We start from the raw sequence: 14564 nt of genomic DNA, 5'->3' as shown, positions 1-14564 counted from the left end.
ATCCTCGAATCGAGACCCTAACCCATGCTTTAAAGTTAAAGCAATGGGTCGAGGGTGGATCAGGGGTAGCTCGGAGAGATGTGTCGCGGGGTGCGGGAGGCCCTAGGCGCACGGTCCCGACGAGCGGCGGCGCCACGGGACGTCGTCCGGGGCCGCCTGCGGGTCGTCGCCCTGCAGGCCCCGCGCGACACCCGCGAAGATCTCCTCCAGCTGCCCCACCTGCTCCGGAGTGAGGTGGTCGAAGAGGGTCGCGCGCACCGTCTCCACGTGGCCGGGCGCCGTCCGCTCCAGCAGTGCCATACCGTCGTCGGTCAGGACCGCGATACTGCCCCGCTTGTCACTGGGGCACCCCTCGCGGCGTACCGCCCCGTCCTTCTCCAGACGGGTCACCGCGTACGTCAGACGGCTGCGGGTGATCTTCGTCCGCTCGGCGAGATCGGTCATGCGCAGCCGGCGGTCCGGTGCCTCGGAGAGGTTGGCCAGGATGGAGTAGTAGAGGTGCGGCATGCCGGCCTCCTGCTGGAGCTGCCGGTCGATCGCGTCCTCCAGAAGATGGGAGGCGGCGATGTAGGCGCGCCAGGCGCGCTGCTCCTCGGGGGCGAGCCAGCGGGTCGTCATGCCTCCAGTGTAAGTTTGCTTCAAACTTGAACCAAGCGCAGGCCCCGCCCCGGCCGGGCGACGTGAGTGCCCCCGGCCGGGCACCGTGAAAGAAAGGGCGTCCATGCCCCACCCCTACGTCCTGTTGTCCGCCGCCGTCTCCCTCGACGGCCGCCTGGACGACACCGGCCCCGAACGGCTGCTGCTCTCCGGCCCGGCCGACTTCGACCGGGTCGACGAGGTGCGGGCCGAGTCCGACGCCATCCTGGTCGGCGCGGGCACCCTGCGCGCCGACAACCCCCGCCTCCTCGTCAACTCCGCCGAGCGGCGCGCCGCCCGTGTCGCCGCTGGCCGCCCCGAGTACCCGCTGAAGGTCACCGTCAGCGGCACCGGCGACCTGGACCCCGCCGCCAACTTCTGGTCCACCGGCGGCGAGAAGATCGTCTATACGTCCGACGAGGGCGCCCCGGTGGCCGCCGAGGCCCTGTACGGGCTGGGTGTCGACGTCGTCCCCGTGGGGGCCGACCTGGACTGGCGGGCCGTCCTCACCCACCTCCACGACGTACGGGGCGTACGGCGGCTCATGGTCGAGGGCGGCGGCCGGGTCCACACCCAGCTCCTCCAGCAGGGCCTCGCCGACGAACTGCAGCTCGCCCTCGCGCCCCTCGTGGTGGGGCAGCCGCACGCGCCGACGCTGTTCGGGCCCGGCGAATACCCCGGCGGCCCCCGCAACCGGCTGCGGCTGATCGAGACCCGGCCCGTGGGAGACGTGGTGCTCATGCGGTACGTGCCCACCGCGCCCGGCACCGGACCCGTTCCCTCCGCCGCCGACCGCCGATGGCTGCGGCTCGCCTGCGAACTGGCCGCCGACTGCCCGCCCTCGCGGACCGCCTTCAGCGTCGGCGCGGTCGTCGTCGCGGCCGACGGCACGGAGCTGGCCCGCGGGTACTCCCGTGAGTCCGACCCCGTCTCGCACGCCGAGGAGGCCGCCCTCGCCAAGATCGAGCCGGGCGACCCCCGGCTCCGGGACGCCACGGTCTACAGCAGCCTGGAACCCTGCGCCCGCCGCGCCTCGCGGCCCGCGCCCTGCGCCCGGCTGATCCTCGACGCGGGCGTGCGCCGGGTCGTCACCGCCTGGCGCGAGCCCGACACGTTCGTGGCCGCCGCGGACGGGAACGGTCTGCTCGCCGCGGAGGGCGCCGATGTCCTCGTACTCCCGGAGTACGAGGACGCGGCGAAGGCGCCCAACCGGCACTTGGGCTGAGCCGTCCGCCGAGCGGCCCGGCCGGGCCGTCGGCCGGGCCCGGCCGTTTACCCGTGTGCGTCGGGTCCCGCGAATGGCGTACAGTGGTCTCAACGACGCGGGGTGGAGCAGCTCGGTAGCTCGCTGGGCTCATAACCCAGAGGTCGCAGGTTCAAATCCTGTCCCCGCTACTGAAGGCCTGAGGCCGGAATCCAATGGATTCCGGCCTCAGGTGTTTTCAGGACGTATGACGTACACAGACTGGCTGCATACAGCCAGGACGTGCACGGCCTCGTGCACGACGGGGCGGCGCTCACCCGGCCGGTCCCCGTCCGCTCGCCCCCCGGCCCCGGTCTCGGAACTCTGGACGGACCGGGGTCTAGGGCAGGAGACACGTGGACGGGCGTCGAGCGGACGGACGGCGGGCGCCGGGTTCCGTCGAGCCGCCGGAGAGGCGGAGCGTCTCGTACACCCGCGCCTCCGTCCGCGTGCTGCCGGCCCTGCTGATCGTCGCGGGTGTCCTCTACGACGTCCTCACCCCGCAGTACTTCACCGCGGCCCCCTTCCTCACGGCCGCCTCGCTCGTCGCCGCACCTCTGCTGTCGCTCGGCGCCACCGTGTGGACGGGCGTCGTGGGGACGGCGGCCATGACCCTCGTCACCCTGCGGTTCGCCCTCGACGCGAGCGGGATCACCGAGATCGCGACCGTGGCCGTGGTCGCCTGCCTCGCCGTCGTCATCAACCGGCTCGTGAGCCTGGGCAACGCCCGCCTGGCCTCCGCGCACGAGATCGCCGAGGCCGCCCAACGGGCCGTACTGCCCGAACCCGCCGCGCGGACCGGCGGCCTCGAACTCGCGGTCAGATACGTGGCGGCGCAGACCGACGCGCTCATCGGCGGCGACCTCTACGCCGTGCAGGACACCCCGCACGGCGTACGGCTCGTCGTGGGCGACGTCCGAGGGAAGGGCATGGGTGCGGTCGGCGCCGTGGCCGTCGTCATCGGGGCCTTCCGGGAGGCCGCCGAACAGGAGACCACGCTGGAGGCGGTCGCCCAGCGGCTCGAACGGTCGCTGATGCGCGAGGGGGTGCGGCGCGACAGCGTCGAGGTCTTCGAGGGCTTCATCACCGCCGTGCTCGCCGAGATCCCGCACGGCGCCCAGGGCGTACGCCTCGTCAACCGCGGCCATCCCGGGCCGCTCCTGCTGCGCGGCGACGGAACCGTGCGCACGCTCGACGCGGCGGAGCCCGCGCTGCCCCTCGGGATGGGTGACCTGGGTGCCTGGCCCGACCGCGCGCAGGAGGAGGAGTTCCCGTGCGGGGCGATGCTGCTCTTCCACACGGACGGGCTCTCCGAGGCCCGGGACGGGCGGGGTGTCTTCTTCGACCCCGTGCGACAACTGTCCGGACGGGTCTTCGCCGGGCCCGACGCGCTGCTCGCCGAGCTGGTGGACGACGTCGTCCGGTACACGGGGGGCGGGGGCGCGGACGACATGGCGCTGCTCGCGGTCCGGCGGCCGTGACGCGCGACGCGCGCCCCGCGGCACGCGATGCGGTGCGCGGCGCGCGATGCGGTGCGCGTCGTGCCCCGCGATGCGTCACGCGGGACCTTCGGGGGTGACCTTCGAGGCGTATATCACCTGCAGTAGTCGAACGACGCCCCTACGCATAACAACTGACACACCGTCAACAAAACTGACATCCGTGAATGGCGATCAACTCGCCCGATTTACCCCGCTCACGGCGTTTAAGTCCAGGCCAGAAGCCGTAACGATCATCAAGAACAGCTTGGAATCCGGTGCCTGCGTCTATTAACGTTCGATAACGCAGCGCGGTGTCCCAGCCGTCACAAGAGACGGCTCCGTGCGCACGCGCCGAATCCCGCAAGGGAACCGGGGAACCACCTACATGGGGTGAATCGCGTGTCTTTCGTGGTGGTGAACACCGCGGTTGACGCGCGTAGGAGACCTTCCTGCTCCGAACCCGTCAGCTAACCCGGTAGGCGAGAAGGAAGGAAAGGAGCGCGCCCACGTGGCGTTCAACAGGCCTGCCCCCACACCCTCGTTCATGCCTGACGAGGTGGCGGGAGAGACCTCGGGCGAGAAGAAGCCCGACACCTTCGCCTTCGGCGCCCGCAAGGACGACGAGACTTGGGAGCCCTGGAATCCCAGCGCGGACACCGTCGTTCCCGTCCGCGGCAAGCACCGGGTCGCCAAGCAGCGTGGCGGGGGACTCGCCCGCAGCTCCACCGTTCTGGGCGTCGGTGTCATAGCCGCCGTCGGCGCGGGCGGCATGGCCTCCGCGCAGACCGGCAAGCCGCCGGTGTCGATCTCGATCCCCGACCTGCCGAACGTCGGCTCGCTGATCTCCGACGAAGAGGCCCCCGAGGGTTCCAGCACGGCGCTCACCGCCGCCGGCCTCACCGCGGCCGACGCCGAGGAAGGCAACGCCGACGCCGGCGAGGCCCTGCGCTCGCGCATCATGCTCCAGGCCGAGCTCCAGCAGGACCAGGTCGACCGCGAGGCCCAGGCGGCCGCCGAGGCCGCCGCCGCGAAGAAGGCCGCCACGCTCGCGGCCAAGGAGCAGGACGCGGCGAAGGCCAAGGCCGCCGCCGCGAAGGAAAAGAAGGAAGAGGAGGCCAAGGCGAAGGCCGAGGCCGCGCGCCTCGCCACGCTCGCCAAGCAGTTCACACTGCCCACCTCCTCGTACACGATCACCTCCACCTTCGGGCAGTCCGGCTCGCTGTGGTCCTCCGGTCAGCACACGGGTCTGGATTTCGCCGCTCCCACGGGTACCCCGATCAAGGCCATTCACAGCGGCACGATCACCGAGGCCGGCTGGAGCGGTTCGTACGGCTACCGCACGGTCCTCACGCTCGACGACGGCACGGAGCTGTGGTTCGCCCACCAGTCGTCGATCGGCGTCAGCGTCGGGCAGAAGGTCAGCACGGGCGACGTCATCGGCCGGGTCGGCGCGACCGGCAACGTCACCGGGGCGCACCTCCACCTGGAGGTCCACACCAGCGGCGGCACCGGCATCGACCCGATGGCCTGGCTGCGCGGCAAGGGCCTCAACCCGTAAACCGCTCCTCCCCCGGGAGCGGTTGTATCCATCGGTTGTATCCAGCGGTCGTATCTGTGGAATTGTGGAATACGGCCGTCCGGTTTGGCCGTTGATTCCCGTATGACGCTTCTTCGCGCGCTGGGCTCTTCCGACCTCGAAGTCTTTCCGATCGCCCTCGGCGGCAACGTCTTCGGCTGGACCGCCGACCGGGCCGCGTCCTTCGCCGTGCTCGACGCCTACACGGCCGCCGGCGGGAACTTCGTGGACACCGCCGACGCGTACTCGGCCTGGGCGCCGGGCAACTCGGGCGGTGAGTCCGAGACCGTCATCGGCGACTGGCTGACCGCGCGCGGCAACCGCGCCGACGTCCTCATCGCCACGAAGGCCGGCGCCCACCCCTCGTACAAGGGGCTGTCCCCGGTCAACGTGAAGGCGGCCGCCGAGGCGTCGCTGCGCCGTCTGCGGACGGATCACATCGACCTCTACTACACCCACTACGACGATCCGTCCGTGCCGGTCGAGGAGTTCCTCGGGGCCCTGGACGAACTCGTACGCTCCGGCAAGGTACGCGCGATCGCCGCGTCCAACATCTCTCCCGAGCGGCTCCAGGAGGCCCTGGACGTCTCCGACCGCGAGGGTCTTCCGCGGTACGTGGCGCTGCAGGCCCAGTACAGCCTCGTCTCCCGTGACACGTACGAGGGTCCGCTGCGGGACGTCGCCTCGCGGGGCGGACTGGCCGCCGTACCGTATTACGGGCTCGCCTCGGGCTTCCTCACCGGCAAGTACCGGCCCGGTGCCGAGGTCGACAGTCCCCGGGCCGGTTCGGCGGGCAAGCACCTTCAGTCCGAGCGGGGGCGGCGGGTGCTGGCCGCGCTCGACGAGGTCGCGCAGGAGCGGGGGGTCGAGGTCGCGACCGTGGCCCTGGGCTGGCTGGCCTCCCGCCCCACGGTCGCCGTCCCCCTCGCCAGCGCCCGCACACCGTCACAACTCCCGGCCCTACTGGCCCTGGCAGACCTCGCCCTGACGGACAACGACCTCACCAAACTGACCCGCGCGTCTGAGTGAGCGCCGACACCGCGTTCTCTTAGGGGCGCGGGGAACGGCGCAGTCTTTGGCTCTTGGGGGCGCGGGGAACGGCGCGACCAGCCAAGGGCTCAGGAGCGGTACGGGTTGTACGCCGGATACCCCTGCGGCGGATACCCATAGCCCGGCCAGGGCACAGGCACAGGCACCGGCCCCGACGAAGCCGTGGCCCGCGCCGCATACGCGAGGGCCGGCCGAGCCGGCTCCCGACGGGCCCACAGCTCGTGGAGCAGCTCCCGCTCCCGCACGGCGAAGTCGGCACCCGCACGCCCCCGCCGCCCCCGGTGCCGCAGGAACGCCAGCGAGGTCGCGTACGCCTCGTACTCCGCCACCGCCCGCCCCGCGTCCCGCCCGCCGTGATGGGTGGCGTACTCCCGGGCCAGCCGCCGCGCCTTCATCGAGCCCAGTACGAACGGCTCGGGTGCGGCCAGCCAGCCGGCCACCGCGTACGAGGGCAGTTCCGTGCGGACCGTGCCCAGTTCGCGCTGCCGGGTCCAGACGGCCAGCCAGGTCAGCAGCCCGAAGGACGGGACCATGAAGGCCGCGTAGACCGCGAAGAAGCCGTACTCGCCGAAGGCCGACGAGCCGTTCCACATCGCGTGCATGCCCATCGCGAGCAGCAGCCCGACGATGGGGAGGAGGACGCGGCGCACCTGGTGGCGCTCCGCCGAGAGCGCCGCGATGCCGAAGCCGATGCCCGTCAGCACGGTGAACAGCGGATGCGCGAAGGGCGACATGATCACGCGTACGAAGAAGGTCGCCGCCGTGACGGAGAAGATGCCGGTGTCGCCCGTCAGCTGGTCCGTGCCGAAGGCCGTGCCCAGGTAGAGGATGTTCTCGGTGAACGCGAAGCCGGTCGCCGTGACGCCCGCTATCACCACGCCGTCGACTATCCCCGTGAAGTCCCGTCTGCGGAACAGGAAGACGAGCAGGACCGCCGCGGCCTTCGCCGACTCCTCGACGATCGGAGCTATCACGGTGGCGCCGAGGGTGTCCGCGTGGGACGGGTCCGCGGTGGTCGTCGCTATCCACTGCGTCGCGAAACTGTTCGCGACGATGGCTATCAGCGCGGCCGCGCAGGCACCCCAGGCGAACGAGAAGAGCAGGTTTCTCCAGGGCCCCGGGTCGACCCGGTCCAGCCAGCGGAACGCGGCGACCAGGAGCGGGACGGGCAGCACGGCGAGGCCGAGGCCCACCAGGAAGCCCTCCGTGCCGGTCTGTTTGCGGACGAGGGCCAGGATGACGAGGCCCGACAGGGTGAGCAGGGTGGTCAGCGCGGCGTAGCGCACCCACTTGCGCTTCCACCAGTGTGCGTGCCGACGGGCGCCTCCGGCGGGGAAGCCGGGGGGTGTCGGGGGTGGGGGGCTGGTGGCCATGACAAAAACCCTAACGAGGGAGGGGCGTGGCCCGCGAGAGCGCCCCTTCCGGGGGCTCAGGTGCCCGTGCTGTCCGTGCCATGCGGTACGCGGCGGAACAGGAGATCGTTCACCACGTGACCCTTGTCCAGGCCCTGGGACTCGAAGCGGGTCAGGGGGCGGAAATCGGGGCGGGGCGCGTAGCCGTTTGTGGGGCTGTCGGGAGTCGTGAGGCTGTCCGGAGTGGCTGGTGTGGCGGGCTGGGTGTTCTCGAAGTCCGGGTGCGCGGTGAGGACTTCGAGCATCACCTCCGCGTACGGCTCCCAGTCCGTCGCGCAGTGCAGCAGTGCGCCGGGGCGGAGGCGGGACGCGGCGAGGGTGAGGAACTCCGGCTGGATCAGGCGCCGCTTGTGGTGGCGCTTCTTGGGCCAGGGGTCCGGGAAGTAGACGCGCAGGCCGGCGAGGGAGTCCGGTGCCAGCATCTCGCGGAGCAGGATGACGGCGTCGCCGTTGGCCACGCGGATGTTGGACAGGCCTGCCTGGTCCGCGAGGTTCAGGAGGTTGCCCTGGCCCGGGGTGTGGACGTCCACGGCGAGGATGCCGGTGCCGGGATCGTCGGCGGCCATGCGGGCCGTCGCCTCGCCCATGCCGAAGCCGATCTCCAGGACGACCGGGATGTCGGCCGCGAAGAGTTCGGGGAGGTCGAGGGTCCGCTGTCCGTCGATGTCCAGGCCCCACTTGGGCCACAGCCGCTGCAACGCGTCCGCCTGGCCCTGGGTGACGCGGCTGCGGCGGGGCTGGAAGCTGCGGATCCGTCGCTCGAAGTGCGAGCCTGCCGGGTCGGGCTGGGGGCCGTCGGGGAAGCGAGGTTCGTTTCTGGGGCGGGGGGTTCTGGATGAGTCAGACACAGTGTGTCGATTTTACGGGTCGGGGGGCTGTCCGTCGTGGGTCGGGGGCGGAGCGGGTCGGGGCGGGTCGGGGTGGTGCGGGTACGTGGTGGGTCGGGGCCGTGCCGGTACGTCGAGTCCGCCGCCCCCGGGCATACGGAACTCTGCTGACAGGGCAGGGCATGTTCGGAAGAGCTACGCGGCGGACTGCGACGTACCGGCACGGCCCCTTCCGCCGGTACGAGGGTTCCGCCCGTTCGGGGAGGGTCCGCCCGTACGGAGGGTCCGCGTACGCGTCAGGTGGTTGCCAGGGACTTGAGGGCTCTCTGGGCTATTTCCCGGCCGATGGGGAGGGAGGCCGTGGCCGCGGGGGACGGGGCGTTCAGTACGTGGACCGTGCGGGGGCCCTCCTGGATCAGGAAGTCGTCCAGCAGGGTGCCGTCGCGCATGACCCCCTGGGCGCGGACGCCCGCGGATGCCGGGACCAGGTCGTCGGGGGTCACCGCGGGGAGCAGGCGGCGGACCGCGTGGGTGAAGGCTGCCTTGGAGACCGAGCGGTGCAGTTCTCCGGTGCCGTAGCGCCAGTGGCGGCGGGCTATGCGCCAGGAACCGGGCCAGGCGAGGGTCGAGCCCAGTTCGCGGGGGCGGACCGTACGCCAGTCGTAGCCCTCGCGGGCCAGGGCCAGGACCGCGTTCGGGCCGATGTGGACGCTGCCGTCGATGCCGCGGGTGAGGTGGACCCCCAGGAAGGGGAACGCGGGGTCCGGGACGGGGTAGACGAGGCCGCGGACCAGGTCGGGGCGGGCCAGGGTGTAGTACTCGCCGCGGAAGGGGACGATGCGCATCTCGGGCTCGTCGCCTGCGAGGCGGGCGATCTCGTCGCAGTGGAGGCCGGCGCAGTTGACCAGGACGCGGGCGCGGACGACCGTGCCGTCGTCCGTGCGGACGGCCACGCCGAGGTCGGGGCGGCGGTCGATGTACGCGGCCTTCGTGCCGTAGCGGATCTGGGCCCCGGAGGCGCTCGCGAGCTGTCGGGCCACCCCGACGAAGTCGCACACCCCGGTCGTGGCGACGTGGATCGCGGCGAGGCCCCGTACTTCCGGTTCGTACTCGCCGATCTGGCCGGCACCCAGCTCCCGCACCGGAATGCCGTTCTCCCGGCCGCGCTGTACGAGTGCGTGCAGGCGGGGGAGCTCGTCCCGCTCCGTGGCGACGATCAGCTTGCCGGTCACCGCGTGGGCGATGTCGTACTCCGTGCAGAACTTGACCATCTCGGCCGCGCCCCGCGCCGCGAACTGTGCCTTCAGGGATCCCGGGCGGTAGTAGATACCGCTGTGGATCACGCCGCTGTTGCGTCCCGTCTGGTGCCGGGCCGGGCCGGGCTCCTTCTCCAGCACCGTCACGCGCGTGCCCGGCGCGGCACGCGTGATCGCATACGCCGTCGACAGACCGACGATCCCGCCGCCGATCACGAGCACGTCACAGTCGTAAGCGATCTCCCGCACCATCCGCCCGTCCACCTCCGCTTCCGACTCAGCCACCTCCGATAGTGCACTGCGCCACTGACAACGCCTTCAAACCACCGATTCAGACGAACCCCATCCGCACCCACCCGACGTCATCATTGACAGTCATTGACAGTCATTGACAGTCATGGGCATCGGTCGTGTTCGTGGTGCCGGTCGCCTTCGTGGTGCCAGTCACGACCGGGGTGCGGGTGCGGGTACCGATTGAGGTTGGGGGCGCCCGTCTTTTTTAGGGGCGCGGGGAACTGCGCGCTCAGCCACGACGCACCCGCAGCTACAGGACCACCGCGGCCACATGTCCTCGGGGGCGCGGGGAACTGCGCAACCAGCCCCAGCGCACCCGCAGCCACGAAACCACCCCAGCCACGCAGCCGCGAAGGAAGCCTCAACCACTAGGCCGGTGCCATGAGCAGCGGCCTGGCCCGCTCCCGTAGCTCCACGACCCGCGGCTCGTCCCCGTATGGCTCCAGGCGGTGAAGGAGGTCCTTCACGTACTCGGTGGTGCGCGCGGAAGAGATGCGCCCGGCAACCTCCACCGCCCGCACCCCCTGCTCGCACGCCGCGTCCAGATTGCCCGATTCGAGTTCGGCGACCGCCGACACCACCAGGCGCAGCCCGTGGGAGCGTACGAACTCCTCCGTCGGCTTCGACAGGGCCTGCTCCGTGAAGCGGCGGACCTGGCGCGGAGCCTTCAGGTCGCGGTAGCACTCCGCCGCGTCGGCGGCGAAACGGTCGTACGAGTAGAAGCCGAGCCAGGACGGGTCCTGGTCGCCGTCCCGGGCGCGCTCCAGCCAGCCCTCGGCCGCCTTCAGGGCGCCGCCGGCCGCGTGGGCGTCACCCGCGCGCGCGTGGGCCCGCGCCTCGACCAGGCGGAAGAAGCTCATCGTGCGGGCGGTGGCCAGGCCGCGGTTACGTTCGCAGGCGGCCTGCGCGAGGTCCACGCCCTCGTCGCCGAAGCCGCGGTAGGTCGCCTGGAGGGACATGGAGGCCAGTACGTAACCGCCGAGCGGCACGTCCGCCGCCGCGCGGGCCAGGCGAAGGGCCTGGATGTAGTAGCGCTGCGCGGCTTCCTGCTGGCCCGTGTCGAAGGCCATCCAGCCGGCGAGGCGGGTGAGTTCGGCGCTCGCTCCGAAGAGGGCGCGGCCGACCTCGTCCGAGTACGAGCCCAGGAGCAGCGGTGCCGCCTCGACCCGTAAACACTCCGGCACCATGGACGAACGCCAGTCGCCGCCTCCGTACTTGGAGTCCCAGCGCCTGGCGTCCTCGGCGGCCTCCCGCAGCTTCAGTACGTCGCTGTGGCCGACTTTCAGCGGTGCTCCGGAACCCTCCAGCGGGCCGGCGTCCCGTGCCACCGAGCTGTCGGCCGGGGTTATCAGCCAACGGGAGGCGGGGGTCGCGTACGCGCTCACCGCGAACGATCCGGCGAGGGACTGCCAGATGCCGCCGGAGCCCGCCCGGCGTCCGGCGAGGTCGAGGCGGTACAGATCCGTCGCCGACCGCACGGCCTGTCCTACGTCGCGGGGGAAGGCGAGGCCCACCTCGGGTGCGGGATCCGCGTCCGCCAGGCCGATCTCGTGGAGCGGCACCGGGCGGCCGAGTTTCTGGCCGATGGCAGCGGCGATGAGGTGCGGCGCGGCACCTTGCGGCACCATGCCTTTCGACACCCAGCGCGCCACCGACGTCTTGTCGTAGCGAAGAGTCAACCCGCGTTGAGCGCCAAGATCGTTGACGCGACGCGCGAGTCCTGCGTTGCTGATTCCCGCGAGGGCGAGAACGGTGCCGAGTTTTTCGTTCGGCCCGCGTTGCTCCCTGGACATGCGCCACCCCTCGACACAGACGGCTGCCGCGCGGGTTCAGCCACGCGGCATTCGTGCTGTGTCTCCCCGGGTGCCAGCCCCTGGAACCTCACCCGCAAAAGCACGTGGCTGAGCCCTCAGGAATATGCCTCCCGCGAAAACACAGGCAAACACAGGGTAGTTCGCCGCATCCCAAGCGTTAAGGGGCATTGTTCCGGATGGCGGGATTGTGGTCCGCGGGTCAGCACGGAGCGTCGTGTCGTGCTCCCGCTGTGTGGCAGTGCGCCCGTCCGTGCGCTCTTCTCCGGCCAACGGGGGAGCGCTTCCATGGATGTTGCGTGGGTCGGCCCGCTGTACTGGATCCAGTGGGCTGGGGGACACCGCCGCCTACATCCCCGCGGGCGGCGGACCGGTCCGGGAGGCGGAGTCCGCCTCCCGGACTGTGCATTGCGCACGGCCTGTACGGAGCGTGTGCACCGCTGTCTGTCCATCCCCGATTTGGCTGAATGTCGCCCCTGCCTTCCTGGGTCAAAAACCGCGTCTACCACGGTACTTGAGGGCGCGTTGGGTGTTTTTGGGGAGCGTATCGGGGGCGCATTCACGTCGTAGCCCCTGAGTCAATTCTCGGCGATCGCCTTTCATCGCGCGTGAGTTCACCGCCGATGGGGCATCTCCAAGGGGCGCACTCCGGGGAGCGCAAGCGGCCCCGTCGGCCCTCCGGCGCGCTTTCTTCGTGGCAGCATGGTGACCGGTTCGTGCGGTGCACTGGTTGTCCACAGCCTGTGGAGGCGGCGATGCGATGGTTGGTGGGATGGAGCAGCACCGCCGCTCGTGCGCCTGAGATCGGTTCGGCGGGTGCGACCGGCGGCGACGGGGAGACGGTGCATCCGGTCGGGTCCCAGCTCCTGTGGGGTGACCCCGATCCGCTCTGGGCGGTCGGCGACTGGCGCCCCGACGAGGTGCGCGTCGTCAAGGCCGACGACCAGAACCGGATGGCGGTGCTCGGTACCTGCGGCGCCTCCGACGAGGAACTGCGCGTGGGCCTGTTCGCCGCGCGAGGCGGGGCACTTCGGCATCTGACGGCCTGGTCCGGCAGCTACACGGCCGTCGTCCAGGTGGGCCGACGGGTCATGGTCTGCGGCGATCTGGCAGGCGTAAGGCCGGTGTTCTACACACCATGGGCCAGCGGTACGGCCTACGCGACCGCCGCCCTGCCCCTCGCCGACCTCATCGAGGCAAACCTCGACTTCGGGCATCTGGCGGCCCTGCTCGCGGCTCCCGACGTACCGGCCGCCCTCCAGGACTCGACCCCCTACGAAGGCGTGCGGCGCATTCCGCCGGGGCACGCGCTGATCCTGCGCGCCGGGGCGCGGGAGATCGCCGGGTACGAGCCGGTGGCCTCCCTCGCCGTCGCGGCCCCCATCGCCGACGCCGACAGCGCGGTGGACGGCGTCCGGGACGCGCTCGTGGAGGCCGTACGCACCCGGCTCGCCGCCCCCAGGCACGTACCGGGAGCCGACATAGACCCTGGACCCGTCCCCGGCATGGGGCCCGCCGAGCGGCGCGCCGCACGCGGGATGCCCGTGCCCGGCATCGGGGCCGACCTCTCCGGAGGACCCGCTTCCGGCACGCTCGCCCTGCTCGCCGCCGGCCTGCCCGGCGCCCCCGGCACCGTCCTCGGGCACGGCACGGGCGCCGGTGAACGCCTCCTCGCAGTCACCTTCAACGACATGGTGGTGAAGGGCCGGGAGGCCGAACTGGAACGGGCCGGCACGCTCGCCGCCAACCCGCGCCTGCACCACGTCGTGGTGGCCGGCGGCGAAGAGGTCCTCCCCTACGCCGATTTGGAGGGCCCGCTGACCGACGAGCCGGGCCCCTCCCTGGTGACGGCCGCCCGCCATCGCGCGCGCCTGGCCTCCGGCAGCGCGGACCACTTCACGGGATACGGCGCCCGACAGGTACTGGACGCACACCCGGCCCGCCTCGCGGACCTGCTCATGGACCGCAAACGACGCCACCTGGTGCGTCCGGTGGCGGCGCTCACGAAGGCCGACGGCTCCGTCATGGTCCCCGCGCGGGTGTACGGCGCGGCGCGCAAGCTGTCCCGTACGCCCTACCTGGCAGGCGTCGACGGCCTGGCCGACCAGTTGCTGCACAAGCGGTTCGACGAACCGGCAGGCGCCGTAGGCGCGTCCCTCGCCGCGCTCACGTGGGCCAGACCGGGTCCCGCCGCGCGCTGGCTGACCGGTGAGGCCCTCGCTGAAGTATCGGTTCGCCTGACGGGCGCGACGACCCGCGCGAGCATCGGTCCCGGTCAACGGCCGGGCGATTTCCGAGCCCGTTCCGCGCTCACCAGGCACGCCGCGGACCTCCGGATCCTGGAGCAGGCCGCGGAGGTCCGCTTCCAGCGACTGCACGCGCCGTTCCTCGACAACCAGGTCGTACGCGCGTGCCGTGCCCTTCCCGAGGCGCTGCGCGTCCTGCCGGGGGCGCGGGCCGAGATCCTCCGTACGGTCCTGGAGGGGGCCGGGGTGGCCGACCTGCCGCCCGGCTGGGGCGCCCCCTCCCACGCGTCCTCGACCGCAGCCGCCCGCACCGGGCTGCGGGTCGCCGTGGACGAACTGGTCGCCCTCTTCGACACGCCTCTCCTCGCCCAGGCGGGCCTGGTCGAGGCCCGCGTCGTCCGCAAGGCCCTCCGGGCGGCGGCCGACGGCGAGCCCCTGCCCCTGGAGGGCCTCGCCGACCTGGTCTCCCTGGAACTGTGGCTCCGCCGCCTCCTGGACCGCCGCGGAACCTGCTGGACAGGCACCCCGGCCCGCCAACGCGCCGTCCCGGAGGGGATCCGTCCGCAACGGGGGGCGCTGGGAGCGGGCGCGGGCAGGTAGGAAGGGCTTCACCTTTCAGCCCGTCCGGCGTTTGAGGACGAACGCGTTCAGCGCGATGGGGGTCTGGGGCGCAGCCCTCAGGTCAGTGACGGGAACGGGTAGGGGCGGCGGGGGCGACCAAAAGCTCCCGCC

General features: G+C 71.7%; 10 protein-coding genes, 1 tRNA gene and 1 riboswitch. Of the genes, 6 read left to right on the top strand and 5 right to left on the bottom strand.

Annotation, left to right across the window (positions count from 1 at the left end):
* Positions 1-102: 102 nt before the first annotated feature.
* A complete protein-coding gene (locus OHS59_RS21765; RefSeq protein WP_328495089.1) occupies positions 103-618 on the bottom strand; it encodes a MarR family winged helix-turn-helix transcriptional regulator in 516 nt (171 codons plus the stop codon).
* A gap of 103 nt (positions 619-721) precedes the next feature.
* Between OHS59_RS21765 and OHS59_RS21760 the strand changes: the two genes are divergently transcribed.
* From OHS59_RS21760 to OHS59_RS21740, 5 genes are all read left to right on the top strand, one after another.
* The gene (locus OHS59_RS21760) at positions 722-1861 is read left to right on the top strand and encodes a dihydrofolate reductase family protein (protein ID WP_328495088.1); all 1140 of its coding nucleotides are present in this window, start codon (positions 722-724) and stop codon (positions 1859-1861) included.
* Between the two features lie 96 nt (positions 1862-1957).
* Positions 1958-2031, top strand: a tRNA-Met gene (locus OHS59_RS21755).
* Positions 2032-2235: 204 nt separating this feature from the next.
* Complete coding sequence (locus tag OHS59_RS21750; protein ID WP_443061480.1) at positions 2236-3360, top strand: PP2C family protein-serine/threonine phosphatase; 1125 nt, start codon at positions 2236-2238, stop codon at positions 3358-3360.
* A gap of 339 nt (positions 3361-3699) precedes the next feature.
* A riboswitch (cyclic di-AMP (ydaO/yuaA leader) is annotated at positions 3700-3857 on the top strand.
* 11 nt (positions 3858-3868) lie between these two features.
* Positions 3869-4918 (top strand): M23 family metallopeptidase, encoded by a 1050-nt coding sequence (locus OHS59_RS21745; RefSeq protein WP_443061479.1) that lies wholly within the window; start codon positions 3869-3871, stop codon positions 4916-4918.
* Between the two features lie 102 nt (positions 4919-5020).
* Positions 5021-5965, top strand: coding sequence for an aldo/keto reductase (locus OHS59_RS21740; RefSeq protein ID WP_328495086.1), 945 nt, complete (start codon positions 5021-5023; stop codon positions 5963-5965).
* Positions 5966-6054: 89 nt separating this feature from the next.
* Here OHS59_RS21740 and OHS59_RS21735 read toward each other — a convergent pair whose 3' ends face one another.
* From OHS59_RS21735 to OHS59_RS21720, 4 genes are all read right to left on the bottom strand, one after another.
* Positions 6055-7359, bottom strand: a complete 1305-nt coding sequence (locus tag OHS59_RS21735) for a PrsW family intramembrane metalloprotease (RefSeq protein WP_328495085.1) — start codon at positions 7357-7359, stop codon at positions 6055-6057.
* A 56-nt stretch (positions 7360-7415) separates the two neighbouring features.
* Positions 7416-8246 carry a tRNA (guanosine(46)-N7)-methyltransferase TrmB gene (gene trmB / locus OHS59_RS21730; RefSeq protein ID WP_328495084.1) on the bottom strand — a complete coding sequence of 277 codons (831 nt, stop codon included), beginning with the start codon at positions 8244-8246 and terminating at the stop codon, positions 7416-7418.
* Positions 8247-8521: 275 nt separating this feature from the next.
* Positions 8522-9733 (bottom strand): L-2-hydroxyglutarate oxidase, encoded by a 1212-nt coding sequence (gene lhgO, locus OHS59_RS21725; RefSeq protein WP_328499302.1) that lies wholly within the window; start codon positions 9731-9733, stop codon positions 8522-8524.
* Positions 9734-10143: 410 nt separating this feature from the next.
* Positions 10144-11568 carry an MFS transporter gene (locus OHS59_RS21720; protein ID WP_328495083.1) on the bottom strand — a complete coding sequence of 475 codons (1425 nt, stop codon included), beginning with the start codon at positions 11566-11568 and terminating at the stop codon, positions 10144-10146.
* A gap of 773 nt (positions 11569-12341) precedes the next feature.
* Here OHS59_RS21720 and OHS59_RS21715 point away from each other — a divergent pair.
* Positions 12342-14432: an asparagine synthase-related protein gene (locus OHS59_RS21715; RefSeq protein WP_328495082.1), complete on the top strand. Its 2091-nt coding sequence runs from the start codon at positions 12342-12344 to the stop codon at positions 14430-14432.
* Positions 14433-14564: the final 132 nt, after the last annotated feature.

The sequence above is a fragment of the Streptomyces sp. NBC_00414 genome, from assembly GCF_036038375.1.
Lineage (GTDB): Bacteria > Actinomycetota > Actinomycetes > Streptomycetales > Streptomycetaceae > Streptomyces.
Note: the sequence above shows the minus strand (reverse complement) of the source record. Positions and strands in the feature narration are given on the sequence as shown.

Bases quoted from the DNA above. Each gene is read 5' to 3' on its own strand.
- OHS59_RS21720 (WP_328495083.1), bottom strand. From the start codon at position 11,568: ATGTCCAGGGAGCAACGCGGGCCGAACGAAAAACTCGGCACCGTTCTC.
- OHS59_RS21760 (WP_328495088.1), top strand. From the start codon at position 722: ATGCCCCACCCCTACGTCCTGTTGTCCGCCGCCGTCTCCCTCGACGGC.
- OHS59_RS21765 (WP_328495089.1), bottom strand. From the start codon at position 618: ATGACGACCCGCTGGCTCGCCCCCGAGGAGCAGCGCGCCTGGCGCGCC.
- OHS59_RS21715 (WP_328495082.1), top strand. From the start codon at position 12,342: ATGCGATGGTTGGTGGGATGGAGCAGCACCGCCGCTCGTGCGCCTGAG.
- OHS59_RS21740 (WP_328495086.1), top strand. From the start codon at position 5,021: ATGACGCTTCTTCGCGCGCTGGGCTCTTCCGACCTCGAAGTCTTTCCG.
- lhgO (WP_328499302.1), bottom strand. From the start codon at position 9,733: ATGGTGCGGGAGATCGCTTACGACTGTGACGTGCTCGTGATCGGCGGC.
- OHS59_RS21735 (WP_328495085.1), bottom strand. From the start codon at position 7,359: ATGGCCACCAGCCCCCCACCCCCGACACCCCCCGGCTTCCCCGCCGGA.